At 64.2% G+C, this 24,733-nt stretch carries 26 protein-coding genes and 1 tRNA gene; 19 read left to right on the forward strand and 8 right to left on the reverse strand.

Annotated elements, in window-relative coordinates; genetic code table 11:
• The first annotated feature begins 3 nt into the window (after positions 1–3).
• Positions 4–690: a helix-turn-helix transcriptional regulator gene (locus FJ527_RS13155; protein WP_140823283.1), complete on the forward strand. Its 687-nt coding sequence runs from the start codon at positions 4–6 to the stop codon at positions 688–690.
• A gap of 245 nt (positions 691–935) precedes the next feature.
• On the opposite strand, the gene FJ527_RS13165 is transcribed toward FJ527_RS13155, so the two are convergent.
• A complete protein-coding gene (locus FJ527_RS13165) occupies positions 936–1,202 on the reverse strand; it encodes a type II toxin-antitoxin system VapB family antitoxin (RefSeq protein WP_181166340.1) in 267 nt (88 codons plus the stop codon).
• A 179-nt stretch (positions 1,203–1,381) separates the two neighbouring features.
• Between FJ527_RS13165 and FJ527_RS13170 the strand changes: the two genes are divergently transcribed.
• Positions 1,382–2,248, forward strand: coding sequence for an NAD(P)-dependent oxidoreductase (locus tag FJ527_RS13170; protein WP_140823284.1), 867 nt, complete (start codon positions 1,382–1,384; stop codon positions 2,246–2,248).
• Here FJ527_RS13170 and FJ527_RS29825 read toward each other — a convergent pair.
• A complete protein-coding gene (locus tag FJ527_RS29825; RefSeq protein ID WP_140823285.1) occupies positions 2,232–2,384 on the reverse strand; it encodes a type II toxin-antitoxin system ParD family antitoxin in 153 nt (50 codons plus the stop codon). The genes FJ527_RS13170 and FJ527_RS29825 overlap by 17 nt on opposite strands.
• A 317-nt stretch (positions 2,385–2,701) precedes the next feature.
• On the reverse strand, positions 2,702–4,801 hold the full coding sequence (locus FJ527_RS13180) for an OmpA family protein (protein WP_140823286.1): 2,100 nt from the start codon (positions 4,799–4,801) through the stop codon (positions 2,702–2,704).
• A 198-nt stretch (positions 4,802–4,999) separates the two neighbouring features.
• Between FJ527_RS13180 and FJ527_RS13185 the strand changes: the two genes are divergently transcribed.
• Both FJ527_RS13185 and FJ527_RS13190 read left to right on the forward strand, forming a co-directional pair.
• A complete protein-coding gene (locus tag FJ527_RS13185) occupies positions 5,000–5,446 on the forward strand; it encodes a YcgN family cysteine cluster protein (protein WP_041163697.1) in 447 nt (148 codons plus the stop codon).
• A gap of 279 nt (positions 5,447–5,725) precedes the next feature.
• On the forward strand, positions 5,726–6,082 hold the full coding sequence (locus FJ527_RS13190; RefSeq protein WP_015316248.1) for a hypothetical protein: 357 nt from the start codon (positions 5,726–5,728) through the stop codon (positions 6,080–6,082).
• A 168-nt stretch (positions 6,083–6,250) separates the two neighbouring features.
• Here FJ527_RS13190 and FJ527_RS13195 read toward each other — a convergent pair whose 3' ends face one another.
• Positions 6,251–6,961, reverse strand: coding sequence for an SIMPL domain-containing protein (locus FJ527_RS13195; protein ID WP_015316249.1), 711 nt, complete (start codon positions 6,959–6,961; stop codon positions 6,251–6,253).
• A 135-nt stretch (positions 6,962–7,096) separates the two neighbouring features.
• On the opposite strand from FJ527_RS13195, the gene FJ527_RS13200 reads away from it, so the two are divergent.
• The 11 genes from FJ527_RS13200 (at position 7,097) to FJ527_RS13250 (ending at position 17,895) form a co-directional block, all read left to right on the forward strand.
• Positions 7,097–7,172: transfer RNA gene (locus FJ527_RS13200), tRNA-Ile, on the forward strand.
• Between the two features lie 85 nt (positions 7,173–7,257).
• Positions 7,258–8,280: a LacI family DNA-binding transcriptional regulator gene (locus FJ527_RS13205; protein ID WP_210161500.1), complete on the forward strand. Its 1,023-nt coding sequence runs from the start codon at positions 7,258–7,260 to the stop codon at positions 8,278–8,280.
• 187 nt (positions 8,281–8,467) lie between these two features.
• Positions 8,468–9,481, forward strand: coding sequence for an SIS domain-containing protein (locus FJ527_RS13210; RefSeq protein WP_140727087.1), 1,014 nt, complete (start codon positions 8,468–8,470; stop codon positions 9,479–9,481).
• Between the two features lie 37 nt (positions 9,482–9,518).
• Positions 9,519–10,841 carry an ABC transporter substrate-binding protein gene (locus tag FJ527_RS13215; protein ID WP_140617819.1) on the forward strand — a complete coding sequence of 441 codons (1,323 nt, stop codon included), beginning with the start codon at positions 9,519–9,521 and terminating at the stop codon, positions 10,839–10,841.
• A 4-nt stretch (positions 10,842–10,845) separates the two neighbouring features.
• The gene (locus tag FJ527_RS13220; protein WP_224527425.1) at positions 10,846–11,805 is read left to right on the forward strand and encodes a sugar ABC transporter permease; all 960 of its coding nucleotides are present in this window, start codon (positions 10,846–10,848) and stop codon (positions 11,803–11,805) included.
• 5 nt (positions 11,806–11,810) lie between these two features.
• On the forward strand, positions 11,811–12,662 hold the full coding sequence (locus tag FJ527_RS13225) for a carbohydrate ABC transporter permease (protein WP_041163763.1): 852 nt from the start codon (positions 11,811–11,813) through the stop codon (positions 12,660–12,662).
• A gap of 19 nt (positions 12,663–12,681) precedes the next feature.
• Entirely contained in the window at positions 12,682–13,536 is an 855-nt protein-coding gene (locus tag FJ527_RS13230; RefSeq protein ID WP_140823287.1) for a sugar phosphate isomerase/epimerase family protein, read from the forward strand.
• Positions 13,533–14,399 (forward strand): PfkB family carbohydrate kinase, encoded by an 867-nt coding sequence (locus tag FJ527_RS13235; protein ID WP_140823288.1) that lies wholly within the window; start codon positions 13,533–13,535, stop codon positions 14,397–14,399. Before FJ527_RS13230 ends, FJ527_RS13235 begins: the two co-directional genes overlap by 4 nt.
• Before the next feature lies 1 nt (position 14,400).
• The gene (locus FJ527_RS13240; RefSeq protein WP_140823289.1) at positions 14,401–15,816 is read left to right on the forward strand and encodes an FAD-dependent oxidoreductase; all 1,416 of its coding nucleotides are present in this window, start codon (positions 14,401–14,403) and stop codon (positions 15,814–15,816) included.
• A 156-nt stretch (positions 15,817–15,972) separates the two neighbouring features.
• Positions 15,973–17,469, forward strand: coding sequence for an aldehyde dehydrogenase family protein (locus FJ527_RS13245; RefSeq protein WP_140823290.1), 1,497 nt, complete (start codon positions 15,973–15,975; stop codon positions 17,467–17,469).
• Positions 17,470–17,619: 150 nt separating this feature from the next.
• Positions 17,620–17,895 (forward strand): hypothetical protein, encoded by a 276-nt coding sequence (locus FJ527_RS13250; protein ID WP_140793215.1) that lies wholly within the window; start codon positions 17,620–17,622, stop codon positions 17,893–17,895.
• 105 nt (positions 17,896–18,000) lie between these two features.
• Here the strand turns inward: FJ527_RS13250 and FJ527_RS13255 are convergent, their stop codons facing one another.
• Entirely contained in the window at positions 18,001–18,501 is a 501-nt protein-coding gene (locus tag FJ527_RS13255) for a peptide deformylase (protein WP_140823291.1), read from the reverse strand.
• A gap of 10 nt (positions 18,502–18,511) precedes the next feature.
• Positions 18,512–19,594 (reverse strand): CaiB/BaiF CoA-transferase family protein, encoded by a 1,083-nt coding sequence (locus tag FJ527_RS13260; protein WP_140823292.1) that lies wholly within the window; start codon positions 19,592–19,594, stop codon positions 18,512–18,514.
• A 132-nt stretch (positions 19,595–19,726) separates the two neighbouring features.
• On the opposite strand from FJ527_RS13260, the gene FJ527_RS13265 reads away from it, so the two are divergent.
• Positions 19,727–20,749 (forward strand): LLM class flavin-dependent oxidoreductase, encoded by a 1,023-nt coding sequence (locus FJ527_RS13265; RefSeq protein WP_140823293.1) that lies wholly within the window; start codon positions 19,727–19,729, stop codon positions 20,747–20,749.
• Positions 20,750–20,798: 49 nt separating this feature from the next.
• Positions 20,799–21,446: a ThuA domain-containing protein gene (locus tag FJ527_RS13270; RefSeq protein WP_140823294.1), complete on the forward strand. Its 648-nt coding sequence runs from the start codon at positions 20,799–20,801 to the stop codon at positions 21,444–21,446.
• 1 nt (position 21,447) lies between these two features.
• On the opposite strand, the gene FJ527_RS13275 is transcribed toward FJ527_RS13270, so the two are convergent.
• Both FJ527_RS13275 and FJ527_RS13280 read right to left on the reverse strand, forming a co-directional pair.
• Positions 21,448–21,867, reverse strand: coding sequence for a VOC family protein (locus FJ527_RS13275; protein ID WP_140823295.1), 420 nt, complete (start codon positions 21,865–21,867; stop codon positions 21,448–21,450).
• Between the two features lie 58 nt (positions 21,868–21,925).
• Positions 21,926–23,947, reverse strand: coding sequence for an amidase (locus FJ527_RS13280; RefSeq protein WP_140823296.1), 2,022 nt, complete (start codon positions 23,945–23,947; stop codon positions 21,926–21,928).
• A 158-nt stretch (positions 23,948–24,105) separates the two neighbouring features.
• Between FJ527_RS13280 and FJ527_RS13285 the strand changes: the two genes are divergently transcribed.
• A complete protein-coding gene (locus FJ527_RS13285; protein WP_181166341.1) occupies positions 24,106–24,339 on the forward strand; it encodes a hypothetical protein in 234 nt (77 codons plus the stop codon).
• Between the two features lie 74 nt (positions 24,340–24,413).
• On the forward strand, positions 24,414–24,614 hold the full coding sequence (locus FJ527_RS13290) for a hypothetical protein (RefSeq protein WP_015316727.1): 201 nt from the start codon (positions 24,414–24,416) through the stop codon (positions 24,612–24,614).
• Positions 24,615–24,733: the final 119 nt, after the last annotated feature.

Consider the following 24,733-nt stretch of genomic DNA (forward strand, 5'->3'; position numbering starts at 1 on the left):
CGGATGGAAAGCGACACGCTGACAAGGCCTGACGTGGCGCGCGGCGAACGCCAGCTCGTGGTGCTGATCGCACTGCGCGATGCCGTGCGTGCCGAGCGCTTGTCGACTTCGCTTGCCATGGCCGACGATCTGCTGCCGGTCGTGGCCGGCGGCGGGGTCGCCGATGTCGCCATCGTCGATGACGCTGTCGCCAACGGCACGGCTTCGGTCGATCGAGCCGGCGTCGGCGGCAGCACGACCCCAAAAGTACTGCTTTCGGACCGCGCGGGCCGGCCGCAAGGCCAGGTGTTTGCGGTGCTGCCGTTGGCCGCGGACGCAGCTTTGATCGCCGCTGCCGTCAGGCTGGCCGCCGCCGGCTACCGGGTGTCCGGCGAAGGGCGTTCGATGCCCGATAGGCATGAGGATTTCGACCGCGGTGACGCGGCCAATGGGGATGGAAGCCATAGCGGGTTGTTCGGCGAGGAAACGGTCGACGATGGCGCCGCCGCCCGGCCAGCGCTGTCGCCGCGCGAGGCGGAAGTGCTGGCGCTGCTGGCCGAAGGGGCGCCCAACAAGGTGATCGCGCGGCGGCTCAACATCTCCGTCCACACAGCGAAGTTCCATGTCGCCGCGATCCTGATCAAGCTCGGTGCCGCCAATCGTACGGACGCCATCGCGATCGCGATGCGGCAGGGACTGGTTCTGGTTTAGGAGTGATGTCGGGCAAGTCTGACGATTATCCCTTCAGAGGTCGGCGCTGCCCCTCATCCGCCTACCGGCACCTTCTCCCCGTATAGTGACGGGGAGAAGGGAGTTGCCGCGACCTCGGCGCTCCTTTTGCAAAGGTGATGATTGGCGAAGTCCGCGATGAGAGCGTCTTTCTCCCCGTCACTATACGGGGAGAAATGCCCGGCAGGGCAATGAGGGGCGGCGCGACGGTGCGGACGAAGTATCCGTCAGCTGCTCGGTATTTCGAGTTCATCGTAACCGAGTACTTCGTCTTCGGTCATTGGGTGGTCCCGATGAGGTATCCGGCCTGCTTGCTCTGAAATTTCCATCAGCCTCGCGATCAGGTCAGACTCGTTTTGCTGAGAAGTCAGGTTTTCGCGAGCAGTTTCGTTTTCGAGGCTCTGCCGGATCGCTTCGGTCACCGGCACACCACGGCTCTTGGCAAGTTCTCGGGCCAACCGCTCCACTTCGACATTCTTGATGAACAAAGCCATTTGGTGATCTGCCATCCGGTATGGAATCATACGCCAAATCGGTTTCGGCGCCACGTCGTTTGCAGCCGACAAGGCACGGTACCCTCCGCTACGTCACCATCGCGTCGCACCACAAGCTCTTGTATCCCGCTCTGGCGCGCGCAAGGATCGCGACACAAGACAATCCAGGCGGAGGAAAAATGTCGCTCAAGGGAAAGACGCTGTTCATCTCCGGCGGGTCACGTGGCATCGGGCTGGCGATCGCGCTGCGCGCCGCGCGCGACGGCGCCAATGTGACGATCGCCGCCAAGACGGCGGAGCCGCATCCGAAGCTGCCGGGAACGATCTACAGCGCCGCTGAACAGATCGAGCAGGCCGGCGGCAAGGCACTGCCGGTGCTATGCGACATCCGCGAGGAGGCGCAGGTAGCCGAGGCGGTCGGCAGAACCGTCGAGAAATTCGGCGGCATCGATATCTGTGTCAACAATGCCAGCGCCATCCAGCTTACCGGCACGCTGGAAACCGACATGAAGCGCTACGATCTGATGCATCAGATCAACACGCGCGGCACCTTCCTCGTGTCCAAAATGTGCATTCCACACCTGAAGTTGGCGAAGAACCCTCACATCCTGAATCTGGCGCCGCCGCTCGACATGAAGGCCAAATGGTTCAAGAACCATGTCGCCTACACCATGGCCAAGTTCGGCATGTCGATGTGCACGCTGGGCATGAGCGCGGAATTCGCCAGGGATGGCATCGCGGTCAATTCGCTGTGGCCGATCTCGACCATCGACACGGCCGCGGTGCGCAACCTTCTGGGCGGAGCGACGGTCGCGGCGATGAGCCGGTCGCCCGACATCATGGCCGATGCCGCGCACGCGATCTTCATGCGGCCGTCGCGCGAGGCATCAGGCAATTTCTATATCGACGAAGAGGTGCTGCGCGCCGAGGGCGTCAGCGATTTCTCGGTCTATGCGCCTGACGCAACCGGACCGCTGGCCGGAGACTTTTTTGTGCCAGATGAGGTGTTTGCCAGGACGGACAGCAAGATCAGGAACATCTACTGAAGGGGTCCTGCCGCCGCCGCTTGCTTTCAAAAAAGGACTCGACATCGAACGGCTCCGGTTCACCTGACTGGCCGCCCTCGTCGATTGCCCGACGAAGCCGCTCAAGCCTCTGATCGCCGGTTTCTTCCGTAGGCATCAATTCGCCTCGTCCCGTTGAGCGCGTATTTCGGCCGGCAGGCCACCGTTTGCTAGGTGGACCTGAAGCAAAAAACCCCGCCGGAGAGGGCCGGCGGGGTTCAATGCGTCCCGCTGGAGTCGGGACGGGGCAGGGAACGCCCAGTCAGGAATCTGGGGTGCGAAGCCCGGTGATTCAATGACCCGGCTCTAGGGGTCTGTACAATTCTTGTTGACCCGGGCCGTGCCGTCCGCGGTCTATCCCATCCCGGTTGACCGGGATGGGACCTTGTTGCCGACCTGATTCCAGAAACCACTGCAAGTGGCTAGAAAAGCAGGTCAGTTGTTGCTCGCCACCGGCGCCACGAGCGAGGTGATGCGGCGGATGGCGACGCGCCGGTTCTCGCGGTTGGGCGCCGAGGTGTCGACCTTCAGATACTCCTCGCCATAGCCCTGTGTCGTCAGGTTCTCGGGCGGGATGCCGAAGGCGTTGGTCAGCGCTTCGGCGACCGCTTCGGCGCGACGGTCCGACAGAGCAAGGTTTGCCTCGGGCGTGCCGACGGCGTCGGTATGGCCCTCGATCAGGAAGGTCTCGGCCGGGTTCTTTTTCAACAGCTTCTCCATGGCGTCGGCGACACCCTGGAGCTTCTGCACCTCGGTGTCGGAGATCGAGGACGAGCCGAATTCGAAGTTCAGCGTGTCGAGATCGATGCGCCGTGCAATGTCGCGCACGCGGGCCGAACGCTTGACCTCGTTGATAGAATACAGACGCTGCACTTTCTCCACCGGCGGCTGTTCGAGGAAGGTGTAATAGTCGTCGGGGCTATCGACATCCTCGGAATCGAGGATGTAGTCCCGGCGCGGGATGGTCAGCCGCATCGGCGGCAGGTCATCGCCGGGATCGCGCCAGTCATCTTCGTCCTGGTAGCTGCGCTCGTCGACATAGCTCAGAACGTATTCGCGACCGTCGGGCGCGATGCGCGACCGCTGCAGGATGTCGCCGTAGCGGTTGCGTATGGTGACGATCCGGAAGCCATTGTCGCGCTCGACCGTCTCGCGCGTGCGGCCTTGCGGCAGGTCCTCGTAGTAGACATCCTTGGCGCCGCGGGTCAGGCGCGGGCGATCGTTGCTCTGGACGAACGTCTGGTCGTTGAACTGGACGATCACCCGGTCGCCGATTTCCTTGAGCACGTCGACGCCCTTGGGCCGGCGGCGGTCACGGATGTCCTCGTCAGGCGCGCGCTCGAGCCGCTTGCCCTTCTCCTGCGTCACCGGGACGATTTTTTCCGTCTTGATCGCCTCCTGGGCGGCTCTGTCGTCGGTTGGAGGCGGACCCTGATCCACCGGCGCCACTACCGGCTTCCGGCCCTGGTCACCGCCCTGCTGGGCATTCTGCCCACCATTCTGCTGCCCGCCGTTCTGCTGTTCGCCATTCTGGTTGGCGGGCTGGGTGGCCGGGTTCCCGCCGCCCTGGCCGTTCTCGCCGCGACCCTTGCGCCTTGCATCCTTCTGGCTGTCGAGGATGGGGGCGGCATTCTTGTCGGCGGGGGCTTCGCCCTGAACCGGGTTTTCGCCCTGGACAGGCGCGGCCTTCCCATTGGTAGCGGCCCCACCGGTGGCGGGCTGCTCTCCCGTCGCCGGCTGTTCGCCGGTGGTGGGCTGCCTACCGGTCTGCGGCTGTTCGCCGGTCGCGGGCTGCTCGCCATTCGCCGGCTGTTCGCCAGCCGGTTTCCTGCCGTGCTTCTTCGTCTTGTCTTGGGATTGCTCGCTCTGGGCGGGAACCTGCTCGCCGGCGGGAGGGGATTCAACCTTCGGCGTCGCTTCGCCGGCAGGAGCCTGCTTCGGTGTCGGAGCGGTCTCCGGCACGGCGGACGGCGCCTCTTTCTGCTGGTCCAGCTTGTGTTTCCTGCCAGGCTTGGTCGGCTGGTTGTCGTTGGCAGGCGCGGCCTCGCCGGCGGGCGCCTGCTCGGTCTGCTGCTGGTCGCGCTTCTTCCTGCGCGGCTGCTGCTCGTCGGTTGCGGGCGCGGCCTCGCCGGCGGGCGCCTGTTCGGTCTGCTGCTGCTGGTCGCGCTTCTTCCTGCGCGGCTGCTGCTCGTCGGTTGCGGGCGCGGCCTCGCCGGCGGGCGCCTGCTCGGCCTGCTGCTGCTGGTCGCGCTTCTTCCTGCGCGGCTGCTGCTCTTCAGCCGCGGGGGCGGGCTGCTGCGCGGCCGGAGCGGTCTCGGTCTGCTGTTGCTGCTCGCGCTTCTTCTTGCGCGGCTGTTCCTCGTCGCCCTGTCCCTGGTCGGTGGGGGTGTCCTGCGCCAGGATGATCAGCGGTGTCCCCCCGCGTTGCATGGGGCCGAACGCGGCTGTCCCCTGAAGCGGGGACGCGCCTAACGGCGCGGATGCCATCAACAGGCCAAGGGCTGTGCCTGCCAGAATCCGTGGTTGGCGTTTCATCGAAATTCTCCTTGTGGGGTCCCATCCTTGCCGAAACCGCTTTTAACGAAATTGGTTCCAGTTGCCCATCGTTAGGGGCTGTACAGGGCTATTGGCCGACCTTTTGAAGGCAACTTCATGTCATTCGGCCCCCTTTGCAGCCTCATTCCGGCTGTCGCCGCGCTTGACCTTGGCGGCGGCTGGGGCCACATGCCGGAAATGGAAACCCCGTTCTGGAAGACCAAGACGCTGGAAGAGATGAGCCCCACCGAGTGGGAATCGCTCTGCGACGGCTGCGGCAAGTGCTGCCTGTCCAAGCTCGAGGACGAGGACACCGGTGAAATCTACTGGACCAGCGTCGGCTGCCGGCTGTTCGACGCCGAGAGCTGCCGCTGTGCGGACTATGCCAACCGGCTGGCGCGCGTTCCCGACTGCGTCGGCCTGACGCCGCAGAATGTGCGCACCATCAGCTGGCTGCCCAGCACCTGCGCCTACCGGCTGGTGGCGGAAGGCCGCGACCTCTACTGGTGGCATCGGTTGGTTTCCGGCAGTGCCGAGACCGTGCACGAGGCCGGCATTTCCATGCGCGGCCGGGTCAAGGCGAGCGAGACCGACCTGGCCGAGCCGGAAGACTATTTTGACTTTATGCTCGACGACGAGCCCTGACGCGCGCAGGTAGATCGTCAGGAGTTTGCCTGTCGGAAACCGTGCGAGGGCAAGGCGCCTGACGCGATATTGTAGAATGCCGGCAAGGATTTGGCCGGCAAGGATTTGGCCGGTAAGGGATTTGGCCGGCGAGAGATTTGAAAGGTCGGCGCTTTGCCGTGTGGCGCCACATGAACCCCGGATGAACGGGCAGTTCGTAAATAGTTCAGACAGGCCGGTGCATTCTCCCGCCATCGGTTTCACGAGGAGGGCGCAAGCCCGCAACAAGGAGAGAGAACCATGTACACCACCATCAAGACGGCAGCGCTTTCGGCTCTGGTCGGCCTCGGCACGCTGGCGGCCATCCCCGCCCATGCCGACAGCCTCTATCTTGGCTTCGGCAACAACCAGGATCCGCGCTTCGGCGTCTATGCCGGCGACGACGGCTATCGCCACCGCCGGGACGAGCGCCGCGACGACTGGCGCCGTGGCTGCTCGCCGGACCGCGCCCTCGACAAGGCGGAGCGCATGGGGCTGCACCGTGCCCGCATCGTCGATGTCAACCGCCGCGTGGTCAAGGTGATGGGCCGTCAGTACGGCGACCGCGTCGTCATCGTGTTCGCCAACGAGCGCGGTTGCCCGGTCATCAACCGCTGAGAATCTCAGGCGTGGACCTTCTGTGAAGGTCTGGAGCCCCTTTCCCTAGGGAAAGAAGTGGCCCGAAACCCCCGCGGGAGCGATTCCGCGGGGTTTTTAATGCCCGCGGCGGTCTCTCTTGAGCAGGTCCGTGGCCAAGCAATGCTCAGCCACGGCGTCCAGCGCCGCCTACTTCAGTTCGAAGGTAACGGTGACCTGGACATTGTAGGCGTTCTCGCCGGCCTGTACCGGCGCCGCGCCGGCCGCGGCGTCGAATGCCTTGGCGTTGATCGGCATCGGCGCCGGCCTGATGTTCTGATCGGTGATCTCGAGCACCCGGCCCAGGCTGACCCCGGCCGCCTCGGCCAGCGTCCTGGCCTTGGCCATGGCGTCGGCGACAGCTTTCTTTCGGGCCTCTGTGACGGTGGCCGCCGGATTGTCATTGGTGAAGGCGATGCCGCCGCCCTGGTTGACGCCGAGCGACACCGCCTTGTCGAGGATCTCGCCTGTCTTGTCGACGTCGCGCACGCGCACCGAGAGCGTGTTGGTCACCTGATAGGCGACGAGTTCGGCCTCCTGGCTGCCGTCCGGCTTGTTGGTATAGTTGTAGCGGGGGGTGATCTGGATGCCCGCGGTCTGCAGGTCGCGATCCTTGATGCCGGCGGCCTTCATCGCGGCGATCACCGCGGCCATGGCATCATTGTTGGCGTCGAGTGCGGCACGCGCCGTCTTGGCTTCGCGCATGACGCTGAGCGTCAGCACCGCCAGATCGGGGGCCACGGTTGCTTCGCCCTCGCCGGACACGATGATGCGGGGCGGGGTCGGCAGATCGGTGGCTCCAGCCATCGCCGGAAAAGCGATTGCAGCGGCGAGCGCGAGGGGCAAAAGATGTCTGGTCATGAAAATCTCCTTGGTCTGCGATCAAGTCGCAGGGGGGCGCGTAGAGCGCGATTATGGGTTGATTTGGGCGATCTGCGAAAGCCCGCCGGGAAAGCCTTGTGCCGCGATGCGAAAAACATTAATCCAGCCCGCGTGGGGCCTGTAGCTCAATGGTTAGAGCCGGCGGCTCATAACCGCTTGGTTGGGGGTTCGAGTCCCTCCGGGCCCACCATTGTTGTTATTTACCAATAGCGTACGGGCAAGTTCGCCCGCGGGTTCGCCAAACGGGATATTACCGTCCCGGGAGCACAATGATCGTGACGCAGAAAGGGATCACCCTGAAAGACGTGGCCGCCGCGGCCAACGTTTCGCGCGCCACGGCGGCGCGGGCGCTCAACAGTTACGGTTACGTCGGCGACGGTACGGCTTTGCGCGTGCTGGAAGCCGCCGAGCGACTGGGCTATCGCGCCAACCTCGTCGCGCAGGCCCTGCGCAGCGGGCAACTGCCGATCGTCGGCTTCATTCCCGGCGACATCCAGAATCCGTTCTTCGCGCGCATTGCCCATGATATCGAGGCGGAACTGCGCAGGCACCGCCACAATCTTCTGATCGCCAGCAGCGAAGAGAATGTCGAACAGGAAAAGGAACTGCTCGAAAGCCTGCGTTCGCTCAGCATCCGTGGCTTCATTCTCGCGCCGACCTCGGCGACGGACAGCCAGCATATCGTGCAGCTCGCCCGTGAGGGCACGCCGGTCGTGCTGATCGACCGTGTCGTCAAGGAAGTGCACTGCGACAGCGTCGTCGTCGACAATGAAGGCGGTGCGCGCGCGGCCGTGGACTACCTGGTTGCCAATGGCCATGAGCGCATCGGCCTGTTGCGGGACGAATCGCGCATCTTCACCGCGCAGGAGCGCCTTGCCGGTTACCAGAACTCGCTTGCGGCGCATGGCATTGCCCTCGACCCGTCGCTGGTCAGCGTGTCACGCTCGACCGTGGAACATGCTGTCGAAGCCACCATTCGACTGTTCAGCCGCCGCGATCGTCCGACCGCCCTGTTCACCGTGGACAGCCTGATGACCCAAGGCGCGTTGCTCGGCCTGCGCTCGATGGGACTGTCCATCCCGCATGATGTTTCGCTGGTCGGGTTCGACGATTTCAACCTCGCCACCTTCACCGATCCCCAGATCACCGTCATTGCGCAGCCGACAGCCGAAATAGGGCCGCTTGCCGCCAAAATGCTGCTCGACCGCCTGGCCGGCAAGAAGCTGGCCCCGCGCCACACGCGCTTCCCGACCCGTCTCATCGTTCGCGGCTCGGTCTCGCGACTGCACGGGCGCTGATCGCCCGATCCAAATAGGCTCTTCCGCGAATTGGTCATGCGAGGGGGCTTGCCAACCTCTGAAATGCGTGCGTTAAATATGTGAGATCGATCTCACAATCAGCCTGATCGATGGTGGCCGCGGCGATCGCCGGCGGTGCCTGCAACGAGCGGACGCCCTGCCGCAGCGAAATACGAGGAAGACCTGCATGCTCAATTTTGACAAAGACCGCTTCATCAAGATCCAGAGCGGAGCCGTCTCCTTCGCCGGAGAGGCGAGGGCGCTCATGCACCGGCTGCTCGCGGATGGCGTCGAGCGGCTCTATTTCATGGGGACCGGTGGCGTGCAGCTTCTGACCCTTCCAGCGATCGAGCTGGCCGAGCGCCGTACGAGCTTCCCGGTGCGGGGAGAATATCCGGCGCAAGTCGTGCTTGATCCGCCCGCCGGGCTGGACCGGAAGTCGCTCGTCGTCATTCCCTCGCTGTCGGGCACGACCAGGGAAAGCGTGCAGCTGCTTTCCTTCCTGAAGCAGAGAGGCGTGCGCACGCTCTCGCTCACCGGCCATTCCGACACGCCGCTTGCCAGGGAAGCCGATTTCACCTTCACGAACTTCGCGGAGGACGACACCTCTTCGGAGTCCTTCTATCTGCAGTCGCTGCTGATCGTGCTGGCACTGCTGGCCGAGCGCGGCGAATACGAGGACTTCGACGCCACCGTGGCCGAGCTCAAGAGACTGCCGGAACTGCTGGTTGGGGCAAAGGCGGCCTATGAAGACAGCGCGGCGAAACTCGCCGACACGATCAAGAACGAAACCTATCACATCTTCACCGGCGCCGGCTCCGTCTGGCCGCAAGCCTACTATTACGGCATGTGCATTCTGGAAGAGATGCAGTGGATCAGGACCAGACCGGTCCATGCCGCCGACTTCTTCCACGGCACGCTGGAGCTGGTCGAACCGGGTGTGAGCGTATTCCTCTTCAAGGGGGAAGATGCCAGCCGTCCGCTGGGTGATCGCGTCGAAAATTTCATCAAACGATACACCGACAAGGTGCACGTTCTCGATGCCGCGTCGGTCGAACTGCCCGGTATCTCGCCTGCTGTCCGCAAGCTGATCTCGCCGATCGTGCTTGCGACGTTGCTGGAACGGGTGAGCGCGCATCTGGAAGTGTTGCGCAATCACCCGCTGACGACGCGCCGCTACTACAAGCGCGTCGAATACTGATCACCTCACCTCATAAAAACGAAGAAGGGAACTGATCATGAAATATTCAACACAGGCGGCAATCGCCGCGCTTGCCGCGGCATCGGCACTGGGTCTGACTATGGGACAGGGTATCGGCGCCGAGGCGGTCCAGGCCGATCCGAACGCTAAGGTCGATTACCAGGGAACGCTGTCGGTCCTGACGAAATTCGGCGCGCAGCAGCTCGCGCCGTATTTTGTCGGCGTCGCCCAGGACTATGAGAAGCTTCATCCCGGCGTGAAGATCGAACTCATCCAGGAAAGCGACGACAGCGTCAAGGACAAGACCAAAACGCTGGTCGCGTCGAACTCGCTCCCGGACATCTACTTTTCCTGGACCGGCAGCTGGGGCGGAAATTTCGTGCGCGGCCATCGCGCCGTCGACCTGACCCCGGTCATCGGGCCCGATACCGAGTGGGGCAAGACACTGACGCCGGCGGCCGTTCAGGCCTTCATGTACAATGGCAAATACTACGGTATTCCGCTCTATCTCGACGCAAAATTCATGGGCTACAACAAGCAGGCGTTCTCCAAACTCGGCCTGAGCGCGCCCAAGACCTTCGAGGAGCTCCTGTCGTCCTGCGAGACGATCCGGAAATCGGGCATGACGCCGATCTCTTTCGGCAACAAGGAAGCCTGGCCGGCAATCCACTATGTGGGGCAGCTGCTCGCCTACGACGTTCCGCAGGCGGTACTCGAGAAGGATTTCGACCCCGGCACGGCGGACTATAGCGACCCGGGCTATGTCGCCGCGCTCACCCAGTACAAGCAGCTCATCGACAGTTGCACGGATGGCGGCGCCTCGGTGAACGGCACCTCCTATTCGTCGGCCATCCAGACCTTCAGCAACACGAAATCGGCCATGTACTACCAGGAAATCATCGAGTTCGATCAGAGCGCTTCGGCGGATTCCGCTTTGAAAGTATCCGATCTGGGCTTCTTCACCCTGCCTGTGCCGAACGGCGCGAAGGGCGACGCGAAAGCGATCGAAGGCGCGCCGGAAGGCTACATGATCAGTTCCGCCTCCACCAACATCCCGCTGGCGATCGACTTCATGAAATTCGTCACGTCCAAGCAGAATGGCCAGGTGCTCTCGGCTCCGCCCTACGGGCAGCCCAGCGCGACCATCGGCGGGGCGTCGGAAGCCAACATGAACCCTTCCGTCGTGGCCGGCCTCAAGGAGATCGCCTCCGCTTCCTACCTGATGCCGTGGCTGGACACGGTGAACCCGCCGCGCGTGGCCTCCGCCTGGCTGTCCAGCCTCCAGGCCCTCACCGGCGGCTCGATGACGCCGGAACAGGTCATGGAGCAGGTCAAGCAGGCGGCCGCGGCATCGAAATAGGCCAATGGCGAATCCCGGTCTGGCCAGAATGGAAGGCGCTGCCTTGAGCAACGCCAAGGGCGAGCCGGCGGCGAAAGCCGGCCGCCGGTTCCGCCACTGGGGCTCGCTCCGGTGGGTCGCCGTCGCCGTGATCCTGGTCGGCTGGTTCGTGTATTACCCGATCGTCGACAACTTCATCGTCAGCACCACCGACGAGGATATTTTTACCGGCGAGACCACGAATATCGGCCTCGCCAACTATGAGCGGCTGCTGCACGACCCGGTCGTCTGGGTGGCGTTGTGGAACAACACGCTCTACGCGTTGATCTCCATCGTCTTCCAGGTCGGCGGCGCCTTCGTGCTGGCGGCGCTGATCGAGGGGCTGGGCAGCGAGCGGCAAAGGCGCTTCTGGCGGGCGATTTATTTCATTCCGTCCGCGATCTCGATCACCGTGACCGGCCTGCTGTTCTATTTCATCTACCAGCCGGATATCGGGCTCTTGAACGCCGGGCTCAGGCGCATTGGCCTGGAACAACTCATCCAGCCCTGGCTCGGCGGCGAGCACACGGCGATCTACGCGATCATCGCGATGAGCCAGTGGCAGGGCTTCGGCTATTCGACGCTCCTGTTCGCGATCGCGATCCAGAAGATTCCGCGCGATCTCTATGATGCCGCGGTCATGGACGGAGCCGGACCGCTGCGCAGGCTGTGGAGCGTGACGCTGCCGCTGACCCGCGAGATGACCGGCCTGATGATCATCGTCACCATCACCGGCGCGTTCCAGGTGTTCAACGAGGTCATGGTCATGACCGCCGGCGGCCCCAACAACCGCAGCCAGGTGCTTGGCACATGGCTTTACCAGCAGGGCTTCATCCAGAACAATTTCGGCTACGGCGCCGCGATCGCCGCCGTGATCTTCGCCGTGACCATGATCACCGGAGCGGCCCAGCTTTGGTACACCAGGCGCCGGAGGGTCGAGCTGTGACGGTGATGGCGGCCAGCGGGCGGACCGCGCGCCCGGCCTTCGGGAGCGCTCTTGCGAAAGCCTTTCTGTACTCGTTCCTGATCTGTCTCGGCATCGTCGTGCTTTATCCGCTGGTCTGGATGGCGCTCAACGGCTTCAAGGATAATGGGCAGATCTTCGGCGACCCGTTCGCGCTGCCGTCGCGGTGGACCTGGGGCAATTATGTGCAGGCCTGGAACCGGGGCGTCCGCGACTATCTGGTCTCGAGCCTGCTGGTGACCGTCGCTTCAGCGATCTGCACGGTGCTGATCAGCGCCTGGACCGCCTACGGGCTGACGCGAACGCCAATGCCCGGCAAGCCGCTTATCGTCGGTCTGGTTCTTGGCGGCCTCATGCTCAGTCCGACCGTGGCGCTGATCCCGCTGGTGCGGATGCTGCAGGCCATCGGCCTCTACAACACCTACTGGGCGCTGATCATCCTCTACACGGCGTTCCGGATTCCGTTCAGCACCTTCCTGATCCGCGCCTACATGCTTGGGCTGCCGAAGGATCTCGACGAGGCGGCCCGCATCGACGGCGCCAGCGAGGGGCAGATCTTCTGGCGCATCATCCTGCCGCTGTGCCAGCCGATCATCATCTCCTGCATCATCCTGCACGTGCTGTTTGCCTGGAACGAGTATTTGTTCGCGATGGTCTTCACCAATGGATCGGCGGTGCAGACGCTGCCCGTCGGCCTCACCTCGCTGATGTCCAAGAACGGCACCAATTACGGCGTCGTCTTCGCGGCGATGACGATCTCGGCCCTGCCGATCGTCCTGCTTTTCTTCGCCGCACAGCGGTACTTCATCCGCGGCCTCTCCGAAGGCATCGGCAAATAAATCACCGGGAAGGACATCCATGTCGCAATTCAAGGTCGACCAGTTGATTGGGGCCAACTTCGCCTTCCAGCATTACGCATTCGAGCGCGTTGCCGAGATCCTTCGCGGCTTCGGCTTCAAGGAGATCGAGCTTTGGGGCATCGCGCCGCATCTCGACCTGTTTCATGCGACAGACGCGCATGTTCGATCGGTTCGCGAGATACTTGCGCAGAACGGACTGACGGTCTGGTGCTTCACGCCCGAGCAGGTGATCTATCCGATCAACATCGCGTCGGGCGACGGCGCATATCGCCGCGACAGCGTCAGGCGGTTCTGCCGCGCGGCGGACATATGCGCCGAACTGGGCGCCCGATATTTGTTCCTGACGTCCGGGCGTGGATATGAACACGACCCGCCGCAAGAGGCGTGGGCACGGTCGGCCCAGTCGCTCGCGGAGATCGCCGCCCATGCGTCCTCGCTCGGCGTGCGCTGCCTGCTCGAGCCGCTGCAACGCGTCGAAACCAACGTCGTCACCAATGCGGCGGGCCTGCGCGAAATGCTCGATGAGATCGGCGCCGACACCATGGACGTGGTCCTGGACACCGTCGGCATGGCCACTGCCGGCGATACCGTGGCCGACTATGTCAGGCTGTTCGGGCCGCGCCTCGCGCATGTGCAGATCGTCGACGGGCTGCCGGCGGGGCATCTTGTCTGGGGCGACGGCAAGCTTCCGATCGGCCAGTACCTCGACGACCTCGCCGCGTCGGGCTATCGGGGGAAACTGACCTTCGAGCCGTTCGGAAATGGCTCCTATGCTCTGGACCCGGTCGCGGCGTGGACACGCAATCTCAAGGCGATCGAGCCCCACATGACGCGGGCGCCGACAGCAGCATGACCGGAGGAGCACCGCCCAATCTGGTCGCCGTCGGTGACAACTGCCTCGACGTCTATCTCAACAAGGACCTCCTGACGGTGGGCGGGAACGCCCTCAACGTGGCCGTTCAATGGCGCCGCAATGGCTGGAGCGCACGCTATTTCGGCGCCGTTGGCGATGATCCTGAAGGCGAGATAACGCTCCGCGAGATCGAGACCGCCGGGCTGTCCCGCAACGATGTCGAGATGATCTCCGGCGACACGGCGGTGACCTTGCTGCGCGACCAGTCGGGCGACCGTACTTTCCTGTTCGAGTCCTTCGGCGTCGGCGAGAATTACATGCCCGCGCCGCGCAACTGGCAGGTCATTTCGAAAGCCGACTGGGTGCATCTGGGCACCAATGCCAACGAGGATCTCGTGCGCTGCCTGGTTCGCGAGCGCGTGCCGTTCAGTCTCGACGTCTCGACCGCGCATCTGGCCTTGCCGCTGGAGGGCGTGCCTCTGGTCTTCGCGTCCGGTCCAGACGAGCCGAGCGTGCCGGTCGAGCCCCTCATGGCCGCGCTGCGGTCGGCCGGGGCGCGCCAGGTCGTGCTCACCTGCGGCAGCCGCGGCGCCTATTTCGGCGACAGCCAAGGCGTTCGCCATGTCGAGGCGTCGCCGACCGCCGTCGTGGACACGTGCGGTGCGGGAGACAGCTTTATCGCCACCTTCATCACCGCGTTCTGCTTCGCGGGTCTCGACGCCGACGATGCCATGCGAAAAGCCTCTCTCGACGCCAGCAGGACCTGCACGCATCTCGGCGGCTTCCCGCAGGAACCGCGCCCTATCCCCGACTGGCTGCCGCTGAAATATGCCGACGTGATCAATCGCGAGACGAGGGTCTGACATGGCCACTTTACGGATGAGACAGCCGGCGGTCGCGGCGACAGCCGATCGGTCGTTCTGGCTGCAGGACATTGCCGCTGCCCCGGCGACCCAACCCTTGGTCGGCGGCGAGCAGGCCGACGTGGTAATCGTCGGCGGCGGCTACACCGGGCTGTGGACGGCGTTGCGGATCCGCGACCTGGCTCCCGAAACCCGCGTCATGGTGCTCGAGGCCGATCAGTGCGGCTCCGGCGCTTCGGGGCGCAATGGTGGACAGGTGCATTCCTGGTTCGCCGAGCTCGATCAGATCAGCGCCGTCGTCGGCGAGGAGGAGGGGCGGGCGCTTTGCGCCGATAGCGTCGATGCCATCGCAGAGCTGGAGAAACTTCAGCGCGACGGCACGATCGATATGGATCTTCGTCTCGACGGCTGGCTGTGGACGGCCAGTTCCACGGCCCAGGAGGGAGCCTGGAACCGCGCTGTCGCGATGACCGAGGCAGCCGGGGCCAACCGCTTCCGGCAGCTGACCGGCGAGGAGATCAAGCAGCGGACCGGGTCTTCCGCCTCCTATGCCGGCGTCGTCGAGGCGAATGCCGGAACCGTGCATCCAGCCAAGCTGGCGACCGGCCTGCGCGACCTGGCGATCGCTCGCGGCGTGGTCGTCCATGAGCGCAGTCCCGTCACCGAAATCGTGCCCGGCAGGACCTGTGTGGTCCGGACCGCGCAGGGCGCGGTGCGGGCCGAGAAGGTCGTGCTGGCGGCCAATGCCTGGCTGTCGGCGCTGCCCGAACTGCGACGGCATCTCTACGTGGTCGCAAGCCAGGTGGTCGCGACCGCGGAAATCCCTGACTTGCTCGACCGAATCGGCTGGCGAGACGGAGCCTCCATCTGCGACGCGCAGCGCCAGGTCCTCTATTACCAGCGCACCCCGAAAGGCCGGGTGGTCTTCGGCCGCGGCAGCGGCAACATCGCCTATGCGGGCAATTTCGGCCAAAGCTTCAACCGCAGCCCCGAACACGGACGGGACAATATCCGCGAACTGGCCCGCGTCTACCCCGAACTGCGAGGAGTGCCGATCGACTATGATTGGGCGGGCCCGATCGACTGCGTGCCGGAGCATGTCCCCGTCTTCGATCACTTGAAGGGTCATCCTAACATTGTCTTTGGCATGGGCTACAACGGGACCGGCATTGCCCAGACCCCAATCGGCGGCCGCGTCCTCGCCAGCCTTGTTCTGGAACGGAAGGATCGCTGGAGCAGCAGTGGGCTGGTGGGGCTCGATCGGCGCAAGACGATGCCGCCGGAACCGTTCCGCTATCTCGGCGCCAAGCTTGTGCGCGCCGCGATCGCGCGCCGGAACGACGTCGAGATCCGCAACGGGATGCCAGGCGCTCTAACGCGATTCCTGTCGGAACGCACGCCGGGCGGCGGGGACTAGGCATCTTTAAACCCGCACGGACCTGTTGTGGCGCCTTTCTGGTGAACATGGGCGCGGACGCTGGCGGTCCGATTACCCGAACGCCCTTCAGCTTTCCTTGTTGAGGTCGCCCGCGCCGGGAGTAATAGTCGCCCGGGAATTTGCGAGGAGGAAGGGATGACGGTGAATTTCGACCCGAGGGCGAAGGCCACGTCGCTCTACCATGGCGAATTCCGGCCGATGTTCATCGGCGGCAAGTGGGTCGCCGCGCAGTCCGGCGAGGTGATGCAGGCGCTGAACCCGGCGACCGGCGAGGTGCTGGCGACGGTGCCGCGTGGCGGAGCCGCCGATGTCGATGCGGCGGTCGCGGCAGCGCGCGCGGCTTTCGAAGGTCCATGGTCGAAATTCTCGCCCTATGAGCGGCAATGCGTGCTGCTCAGGATCGCCGACCTGTTCGAGACACATTGGGAAGAGCTCAGCGTTTGCGACACGCTCGACATGGGGCTGCCGATCACGCGCACGCTGGCCAACCGGCGCCGCGTCATCGGCATGCTGCGCTTCTATGCAGGCATGGCGACGGCGCTGCATGGCGAGGCGATCGACAATTCCATTCCGGGCGAAATCGTCACCTTCACAAGGCGCGAGCCGGTTGGCGTCGTTGGCGCGATCATTCCCTGGAACGCGCCGACCGCGGCCTCGATCTGGAAGATCGCGCCGGCGCTCGCCACGGGCTGTACCATCGTGCTGAAACCGTCCGAGGAGGCATCGCTGACGCCGCTGCTGATCGCCGGGCTGATGCAGGAAGCCGGCGTGCCCGACGGCGTCGTCAACATCGTCACCGGTACCGGGGCCGAAGCGGGCGCGCGGCTCGCCGAACATCCCGACGTCAACAAGATCGTCTTCACCGGCTCGACGCTGACAGGTCAAGCGATCGCGCGGGCTGCTGTCACCAACCTCAAGCGCGTCTCGCTTGAGCTTGGCGGCAAGTCACCGATCATTGTCTGCCGCGACGCCGACATCGACAAGGCTGTCCCAATCGCGGCGATGGCGGTGTTCGTGCATTCGGGCCAGATCTGCATTGCCGGCTCGCGCCTGTTCGTGGCGCGCGAGATCCATGACGAATTCGTGCGCCGGCTGGCGGAGTTCGCCGGAAAACTGCGCATCGGCCATGGCATCGAGGCGGAGACCGAAATCGGGCCGCTCATCAATGCCAGGCAGGCCGGCAAGGTGGAAGGCTACATCAAGGCCGGCAGCGACGAAGGCGCCCAACTGGTCGTCGGCGGGGCGCGGCTGACAGGCGAACTCTATGATGGCGGCAACTTCATCGCGCCGACCGTTTTCGGCGCGGTGTCGGACACCATGACCATCGCGCGGGAGGAGATTTTCGGACCCGTTATTTCGGCGATGCCGTTCGACACGCTGGACGAGGCCGTCGCGCGCGCCAACGCGACGCCCTACGGGCTTGCAGCCGGCGTCTTCACCACCCACCTCGGCACCGCGCACAAGCTAGCCCGCCGCATCAAGGCCGGCTCGGTCTGGGTCAACATGTACCACGCCATCGATCCGGCCGTGCCTTTCGGCGGGATGAAGATGTCCGGCCATGGCCGCGAGGGCGGCATCGAGCATCTGCACGAGTTTCTGGAGACCAAATCCGTCTGGATCCAGACGGAGTGAGGGCGTGGCGATGTTCAGGTGAGGGCGCCCGCGGTCCGGACCCGTCGCCGACTGCCGCGCATCGGCCGGAGCAAGGCCCTTGTTCAGGAACTTTTCGTCATCTGGCGATTTTCGATATATGATCGAATCCCGAACAGAAGGGTGTTTGCGATGACGACGAAACGATTGGCGATCTGCGCTCTTGCTCTCGCGATGGGCTTCGACATGTCCTCGTTGGCTTTCGCGGGCGCCAAGCACCGTCATCACCAGGACGAACAGGAGCGCTACGTTCCCGCCAATGACGATCTCATCGACTTCCTCTTCGGCGGCCCGCGCTACTATGACCAGCAGTTGTTCACAACGGCTGCTGGAGCCTGCTCCTACCACCGGACTGGTCCGGACGGTTTTGCGATAAACAAGATCAACGATCACCACTGCGGAAAATGACCGGCGGACGTTTCGTCCGCGATCAGGTTAGCACGTTGCGAACGTGACACGGTCCGCCGGCGCGGCCACGCGCCCGGCGTAACATTGCGATCCGCCCCGTGGCGTCTACGAGGCTCGTATCAGCTTGCCATAGCGCTTGATCAGCCGGTCGCGCTTGAGGCGGGTCAGCCTGTGCGTCCAGAACAGCCCGTCGAGCTGATCGATCTCATGCTGATGGCAAACCGCCAGCAGGCCCTCGGCGTCCTCGAACCGCTCACCGCCATCCAGATCCTGATAGCGAACGCGGATGCGGGCGTGCCGTTCGATGTCCTCGGTGACACCGGGCATCGAAACGCTGCCTTCCTCATGACGGATCATTTCGGTCGAGGCCTGGACGACGGCCGGATTTACATAGATCGCCGGTTTTGCCGCGGAAGGGAGCTGGATGACGACCAGGCGTTTCAGAATGCCGATGTGCGGGGCGGTGATACCGATTCCAGGGGCCGCGCGCATGGTGTCGATGAGGTCGCTGGCCAAGGCCTGCAGATCGTCGTCGAACAGCTCCACGGGTTCGGCCACGGCGCGAAGGAGGGAATTGGGGAATTTTACGATCGACCGAACTGTCATGGACCTCGCCTCAACTCGGCAAGCCTGCGCGGATTTCCGCGTCATGTTCGCCGCGCATGGGGCTCTTGGCCGGTGTCTTTTGTTGCCATCCGGAAAAGCGCGGCGCGGCCGCCGCCTGCAGGATGCCGTCCACCGTCAGCCATGTGCCGCGTGCGGCCATGTGCGGATGCTGGGCCGCTTCATGGGGGCTGAAGACTGGGCCGACACAGGCGTCCGAGCCCGCGAACAACTTGACCCATGCGTCGCGAGGTCGCGTGGCGAAGATCGCCGCCAGCCGGTCGCCCAGCTGCGGCCAGAGTTCGCGATCGAACTGGTTGGCGAATTGCGGATCGGCGGTCAAGCCAAGCCTGTCGAGGAAGAGCGCATAGAATTTAGGCTCGACGCACTGGACGCTGATAAAGCCGCCATCCGATGTCCGGTAGACGCGGCACCAATGCGGTCCGTCGAGAAGGCTCCGGCCGCGGTCTGCGGCAAGCGCGCCGGATTGTGCGAGCGACATCAGCAGGTTCATCATATGGGCCGAGCCGTCGACGATCGCCGCGTCGACGACGATGCCCTGGCCGCCGGCGCGCACGTTCATCATGGCGGCCAGCATGCCTATCACCAGATAGAGCGCCCCGCCGCCTACGTCGCCGACGAGCGTCGGTGGCGCCATGGGCGGCTCCCCCGGCAAGGAGCCGTACCAGAGCGCGCCGGACAGGCCGATATAGTTCATGTCGTGGCCGGCGGTGGCGGCCAGCGGACCGTGCTGGCCCCAGCCGGTCATGCGGCCGTAGACCAGGCGCGGATTGGCCGCGAGGCAGGCCTCCGGGCCAAGCCCGAGACGCTCCATGACGCCGGGCCGGAAACCCTCGATCAGCCCGTCGGCGGTGGCGATGAGGCGCGTCAGCACGGCCACGTCATCCATATTCTTCAGGTCGAGCGCGATGGAGCGCTTGCCGCGATCGAGCAGCGAGCGCTGGGGCGCGCCCGGCACGGACGGCTCCCTGCGGTGGACGACGATGACATCGGCGCCGAGGTCCGCGAAAAGCATGCCGGCGAAGGGCGCCGGTCCCAGCGCCTCGATCTCGACGATGCGGATTCCCCTGAGCATCCATCCTCCACAGCGGCCGACTCTCTGGTGACGCCTCTGGTGTTGCACGTTTAAGCTATTGCGGAGGGCGACGGTGTGTAACCCTGTTCTTTCGCCATTGAAGCATGTGCCGCCCGCATATACTTCAGGACCATGAAAAAAATTGGTTTCCTGTCATTCGGGTACTGGTCGCCCTCTTCGCAATCGCAGGTGCGTTCGGCATCCGACGCGCTGTTGCAATCGATCGATCTCGCCGTCGCCGCCGAGCAGCTCGGCGCCGACGGGGCCTATTTCCGCGTGCATCACTTCGCCCGCCAGCTCGCCTCGCCATTCCCGCTGCTGGCGGCCGTCGGCGCCAAGACCAGCCGCATCGAGATCGGCACGGCCGTCATCGACATGCGCTACGAGAATCCGCTCTACATGGCCGAGGATGCGGGTGCGGCCGACATCATCGCCGGCGGCCGGCTGCAGCTCGGCATCAGCCGCGGCTCGCCCGAGCAGGTGATCGATGGCTGGCGCTATTTCGGCTATGTGCCGCAGGAAGGCAAAAGCGACGCCGACATGGCGCGGCATCACGCCGAGGTGTTCCTCGATACGCTGCGCGGCGAAGGCTTCGCCCAGCCCAATCCACGGCCGATGTTCCCCAACCCGCCCGGCTTGCTCAGGCTCGAGCCGCATTCGCAGGGCCTGCGCGAGCGCATCTGGTGGGGCGCGGCGACCAACGCCACCTCTGAATGGGCGGCGAAGCTCGGCATGAATTTGCAGAGCTCGACGCTGAAATTCGACGAGAGCGGCAAGCCGTTCCATGTCCAGCAGGCCGAGCAGATCCGCATCTATCGCGAAGCCTGGAAGGCGGCCGGGCATGAACGCGAACCGCGCGTCTCGGTCAGCCGCAGCATCTTCGCGCTGGTCGACGACCGCGACCGCGCCTATTTCGGGCGCGGCAATGAGAGCCGCGACCAGATCGGCTTTATCGAGGAAAATACCAGGGCGATCTTCGGCCGCAGCTACGCCGCCGAGCCGGACGTGCTGATCAAGGAGCTGGCGCAGGACGAAGCGATCGCCGAGGCGGACACGCTTTTGCTCACGGTTCCCAACCAGCTCGGCGTCGACTACAACGCCCATGTCATCGAGGCGATCCTCACCCATGTCGCGCCGGCGCTCGGCTGGCGCTGACCCGTGCGGGGAGCGGTCGTCGGTCTAATGGATCGAGGGAGGTTGCCGCATGTCCAGGAAAGCCCTGATTGCCTGGGGAGGCTGGGAAGGCCACACGCCAGAGCGCAGCGCCAACGTTATCCGCGACATGCTGGAGCGTAACGGCTTCGCGGTCACGCTCGGCGAGGGGACAGCGATGTTCGCCGATCCGAACCTTGCTTCATTCGATCTCATCGTGCCTGTCATCACCATGTCGACGATCGAAAAGGCCGAGCTGAACAACCTGACGCAGGCGGTTCGCCTGGGGAGCGGGCTCGGCGGCTTTCACGGCACGATGGGCGACAGTTTTCGCGCGGAGCCCGACTACCAGTTCATGACCGGCGGCCAGTGGGTCGCGCATCCCGGCAACATCATCGACTACCATGTCGTCATCGCCCGGCCGGACGATCCGGTCACGAAAGGCGTCAGTGATTTCGCCTACCGGTCGGAGCAATATTACATGCATGTCGACCCGGGCAACGAGGTGCTGGCGACAACCACCTTTACCGACGCGCATTTTCCCGGGATCGACGGCGTGGTCATGCCGGTCGTCTGGAAGCGCCGCTATGGCGCGGGTAAGGTTTTTTACAGTTCCCTTGGCCATACGGCGGATGAGTTCGCGGTGCCGGAAATGGCGCTAATCACGGAGCGCGGTTTGCTGTGGGCCGCGCGCGACTAGCCTACCAGTCCGCGACGCGGTCGCCGCCGGTGAATTGCGCGCTTTTGCCGGTGTATTCGAAGAGTTCGATCTTCACCCCGTTGGGGTCGCGCAGCCAGGCCTGGTACGTGTCGTCGCAGGCGTGTTTCTTGGCGGTGACGTCAACGCCCATGGATGCGATGTGCGCGTTCGCGGCGTCGATGTCTTCGACTTCCAGGCAGAAATGGTTGATCTGATCCGTCTCGCTGAACCGCGCGCCCTCTTTCTGGAAGACCTCGACATGGCTGCGGCCGCCGCAATTGAGGTAGAAACCGAAAACCGCGCCATCGCGCAGGAAATTGAACTGGATGTCCATGGCAAGGACATTTTCGTAGAAGCGCCGTGTTTCTTCCAGGTCGTTGGCGAAAATGCAGACATGGGCGAGTTGCTTGACTTTGATCATGGCTGGGTTCCGTGGCTTGGCCCGTTGTGCATGGTAAGGCGGCCCGTACGGCGCATCATCACTCGATTCCGCCGGTGACCGCGTATGCACCGGCGGTGCGCCCATCCTGAAGCCGCAAGACAGCAGTCACGATGGAGCCGTAGGAGCCGCGCCAGACGCTGTGCAGGCGCCGATGCTCGGCGGCAGGGACGAGCGCCTGCCCGGTGAACCGCATGCCGGTTCGCTGCATCTCAACGGCCTCTCCGTTGACATGGACCTTGATGCTGGCCGTTTCAGGTATCTCGCCAACCATTTCGATCGTGATGGCAATCTCATCCTGATCACCGTTAGCGCGCGTCTCGGCCGCAAGCTTGATGGTTGGCGCCGGCGTCTTGCCTGTGCCGGCTTGGCCGGGATGATCCGAAAAGACATCATCAGGCAATTCAGGCGTGCGCGGCGGCTGGGTGCGGCGCTGCGTGGAACGTTCGAAGTCGCCGGCCATGCAAAGCAGCCTTTCATCGTCATAGGCCTTGCCGGCGAAGGTCAGGCCGACCGGCATGCCGATATCGGCCATTGTGCCCATCGGCACGGTGACGGTCGGGATGCCGAAATGGCGCCAGACCAGATTGCCGTTGGCGACCCAGGTGCCGTTGCGCCAGGCCAGATCGGCTGACGCCTCGTTGACGTCGGCGTCGGCCGGGCCGACATCGGCGGCGGCCGGCAGGACCACGGCATCGAGGCCTTGTGCGTCCAGCCAGTCCTCGAAGTCGATGCGTCTTGTTGCTTCGAGTCCCTTGATGCCATCTGCGATCGTGGGAATGTGGGTCAAGGGCGCGACGCCGAGCTTTGCCCGCTCGACATACTGCGCCAGATCGAAGCCGCCTTCATAGCGGTCGGGCAGCGTGCCCGGTGGCTGCGGGAAGATTTTTGGGCCGTCGACCGAGGCGAGATCGGGCAGAGCAGGGTCGGCGTTGGCCCGCAGGAAATCGTCCCAGCCCCAGATGCAGAGATCCCAGATTTCGCGGTCGGCGAAGTCCCCGGGCACCAGCCCACGCTCGACCATGGTCCGCGCGCCGGGGCGGTCGCGCTCATAGTTGGAGACGACGGGAAAGTCGACCTCGACCACTTCGGCGCCGAGCCGCCGCAGATCCGCGGCCCCCTGTTCCCAGAGATCAAGTACCGAGGCGCGGGTTTCGATCGGGCGATCTATTTCCGTGTCGCGGCCGATATACATTCTGGGTACGCCGAGCCGCTTGCCCTTCAGCGAACCCGCAAGCGTCAGGTCGGTATAACGTCGTGGCCGCATCGCGGAGCTTTTCGGCAGCGCCACCCAAGGCTGGGCGCGCCAGAAATCGCCTCGCGTTTCCGGATCGTCGGCGACGATGATGTCGAGCAGTTCCAGCATGTCGGGCACGCTGCGCGTGTGCGGCACCACGACATCCATGGTCGGCACCAAGGGCCAGTTGCCGCGCACCGAAATGACGCCGCGCGAGGGCGTGTAGGCGACCAGCGCGTTGTTGGTGGCCGGCGCACGGCCGGACGACCACGTCTCTTCGCCAAGCCCGAAGGCGCAGAAGCTGGCCGCCGTCGCGGTGCCCGAGCCATTGGAGGAGCCCGACGCGAAGGCGGCGGTCAGATAGTCGCCATTGTAGGGGCTTTCGGCGCGGCCATAGACGCCGCGCTGCATGCCGCCATTGGCCATGGGCGGCATGTTGGTGAGGCCGATCAGCACCGCGCCGCCGGCGCGCAGCCGGGCGATGGTGAAGGCGTCCTCGTTGGCGACGAGATGCTCGAAGGCGGGCGAGCCGGCAGCCACCGTCAGGCCTTTGACTTTGTAGCTGTCCTTGGCGGTGTAGGGGATGCCGTCGAGCGGGCCAAGCGTCTTTCCTTGCCGGCGCCGCTCGTCGGAAGCGGCGGCATCCTCGAACATTTCAGGGTTGAGCACCGGCACGGCGTTCAGCGCGATGCCGTGCCGGTCGAAATACGCGATCCGCCTGACATAGGCTGCGACCAGTTCGACGCTGGTGACGGCGCCTTTGTCGAGCGCTAGGCGCAATTGGTCGATCGACGCTTCGACGAGGTGAAGGCTGGTCTCGGTCATCATTGGCCCCAGTGTCTTTACGCCATGGATGAGCGAGGCCGCCGGCTTCGGCAAGAGCCAATTGGAACTCTTTCGCGCCTCCCCGAAAAAATCGATTTTTTAGGCAACCTCCGATGGACGCGTGCGTTACTGCGTTCCGGGGAAGGTTGAGGTTTGCATTGGACCGTTTCGAGATTTTGAATGAGCCGACAGGCACGTATTCCATTTTCGACAGATACACCGAATTGCCGGTGACGGTGCAAGGCAGGATTTTGATCGGGCTCTGCCGGCACGAAGTGCCGCTTGCCCTGCTCCGCGCCATGGAAGACGACGACGCGGGATGCCGTCGCTCTCCCCGTTGGGCGGCTGTCGATCATACGAACATCAACGAGACGACTTGCAAGGGTGAATGAATGCTCGCATAAGTTGCGGCAAGGCATACAGCATGAAGAAAATGGTGCCGTTATCGTAGCATGAAAGGGGAATCATGCCTGACCAGATTGCGCTTGTCCGCGCGGCCATCGCGCGGCTGCTTTCGGAAAAAACCGGGGCTCCCGTGATTTCGATGAGGGAGAGTATCGCTGAACTGCCGGCGATATCGGGTGCGCCGCTGACCACCGAAAGCCTGCAGGATCTGCTGCTGGAAATGGCGGAGGTGCGCGGGATGATGGTGGCGCTCGACGTTTAGCAACTACTGGGGAAAGCACAACGCGCTTTCCCCAGAGAACCGCTAGAGTCTTTCATGTTTTGATGGCAGCGTATCCAGCATTCGCGAAGTAGTTGCCGCATTCTTCAGGCTCGATCGTT

Source organism: Mesorhizobium sp. B2-4-18, from assembly GCF_006441385.1.
Taxonomy (GTDB): Bacteria; Pseudomonadota; Alphaproteobacteria; order Rhizobiales; family Rhizobiaceae; genus Mesorhizobium; species Mesorhizobium australicum.

Coding starts and splice junctions, on each gene's coding strand:
- FJ527_RS13250 (WP_140793215.1), top strand. CDS start 17,620: ATGACGACGAAACGATTGGCGATCTGCGCTCTTGCTCTCGCGATGGGC.
- FJ527_RS13245 (WP_140823290.1), top strand. CDS start 15,973: ATGACGGTGAATTTCGACCCGAGGGCGAAGGCCACGTCGCTCTACCAT.
- FJ527_RS13275 (WP_140823295.1), bottom strand. CDS start 21,867: ATGATCAAAGTCAAGCAACTCGCCCATGTCTGCATTTTCGCCAACGAC.
- FJ527_RS29825 (WP_140823285.1), bottom strand. CDS start 2,384: ATGCCTACGGAAGAAACCGGCGATCAGAGGCTTGAGCGGCTTCGTCGG.
- FJ527_RS13210 (WP_140727087.1), top strand. CDS start 8,468: ATGCTCAATTTTGACAAAGACCGCTTCATCAAGATCCAGAGCGGAGCC.
- FJ527_RS13280 (WP_140823296.1), bottom strand. CDS start 23,947: ATGACCGAGACCAGCCTTCACCTCGTCGAAGCGTCGATCGACCAATTG.
- FJ527_RS13215 (WP_140617819.1), top strand. CDS start 9,519: ATGAAATATTCAACACAGGCGGCAATCGCCGCGCTTGCCGCGGCATCG.
- FJ527_RS13170 (WP_140823284.1), top strand. CDS start 1,382: ATGTCGCTCAAGGGAAAGACGCTGTTCATCTCCGGCGGGTCACGTGGC.
- FJ527_RS13235 (WP_140823288.1), top strand. CDS start 13,533: ATGACCGGAGGAGCACCGCCCAATCTGGTCGCCGTCGGTGACAACTGC.
- FJ527_RS13265 (WP_140823293.1), top strand. CDS start 19,727: ATGAAAAAAATTGGTTTCCTGTCATTCGGGTACTGGTCGCCCTCTTCG.
- FJ527_RS13270 (WP_140823294.1), top strand. CDS start 20,799: ATGTCCAGGAAAGCCCTGATTGCCTGGGGAGGCTGGGAAGGCCACACG.
- FJ527_RS13220 (WP_224527425.1), top strand. CDS start 10,846: ATGGCGAATCCCGGTCTGGCCAGAATGGAAGGCGCTGCCTTGAGCAAC.
- FJ527_RS13230 (WP_140823287.1), top strand. CDS start 12,682: ATGTCGCAATTCAAGGTCGACCAGTTGATTGGGGCCAACTTCGCCTTC.
- FJ527_RS13225 (WP_041163763.1), top strand. CDS start 11,811: ATGGCGGCCAGCGGGCGGACCGCGCGCCCGGCCTTCGGGAGCGCTCTT.
- FJ527_RS13260 (WP_140823292.1), bottom strand. CDS start 19,594: ATGCTCAGGGGAATCCGCATCGTCGAGATCGAGGCGCTGGGACCGGCG.
- FJ527_RS13255 (WP_140823291.1), bottom strand. CDS start 18,501: ATGACAGTTCGGTCGATCGTAAAATTCCCCAATTCCCTCCTTCGCGCC.
- FJ527_RS13240 (WP_140823289.1), top strand. CDS start 14,401: ATGGCCACTTTACGGATGAGACAGCCGGCGGTCGCGGCGACAGCCGAT.
- FJ527_RS13180 (WP_140823286.1), bottom strand. CDS start 4,801: ATGAAACGCCAACCACGGATTCTGGCAGGCACAGCCCTTGGCCTGTTG.
- FJ527_RS13165 (WP_181166340.1), bottom strand. CDS start 1,202: ATGGCTTTGTTCATCAAGAATGTCGAAGTGGAGCGGTTGGCCCGAGAA.
- FJ527_RS13290 (WP_015316727.1), top strand. CDS start 24,414: ATGCCTGACCAGATTGCGCTTGTCCGCGCGGCCATCGCGCGGCTGCTT.
- FJ527_RS13155 (WP_140823283.1), top strand. CDS start 4: ATGGAAAGCGACACGCTGACAAGGCCTGACGTGGCGCGCGGCGAACGC.
- FJ527_RS13185 (WP_041163697.1), top strand. CDS start 5,000: ATGGAAACCCCGTTCTGGAAGACCAAGACGCTGGAAGAGATGAGCCCC.
- FJ527_RS13190 (WP_015316248.1), top strand. CDS start 5,726: ATGTACACCACCATCAAGACGGCAGCGCTTTCGGCTCTGGTCGGCCTC.
- FJ527_RS13195 (WP_015316249.1), bottom strand. CDS start 6,961: ATGACCAGACATCTTTTGCCCCTCGCGCTCGCCGCTGCAATCGCTTTT.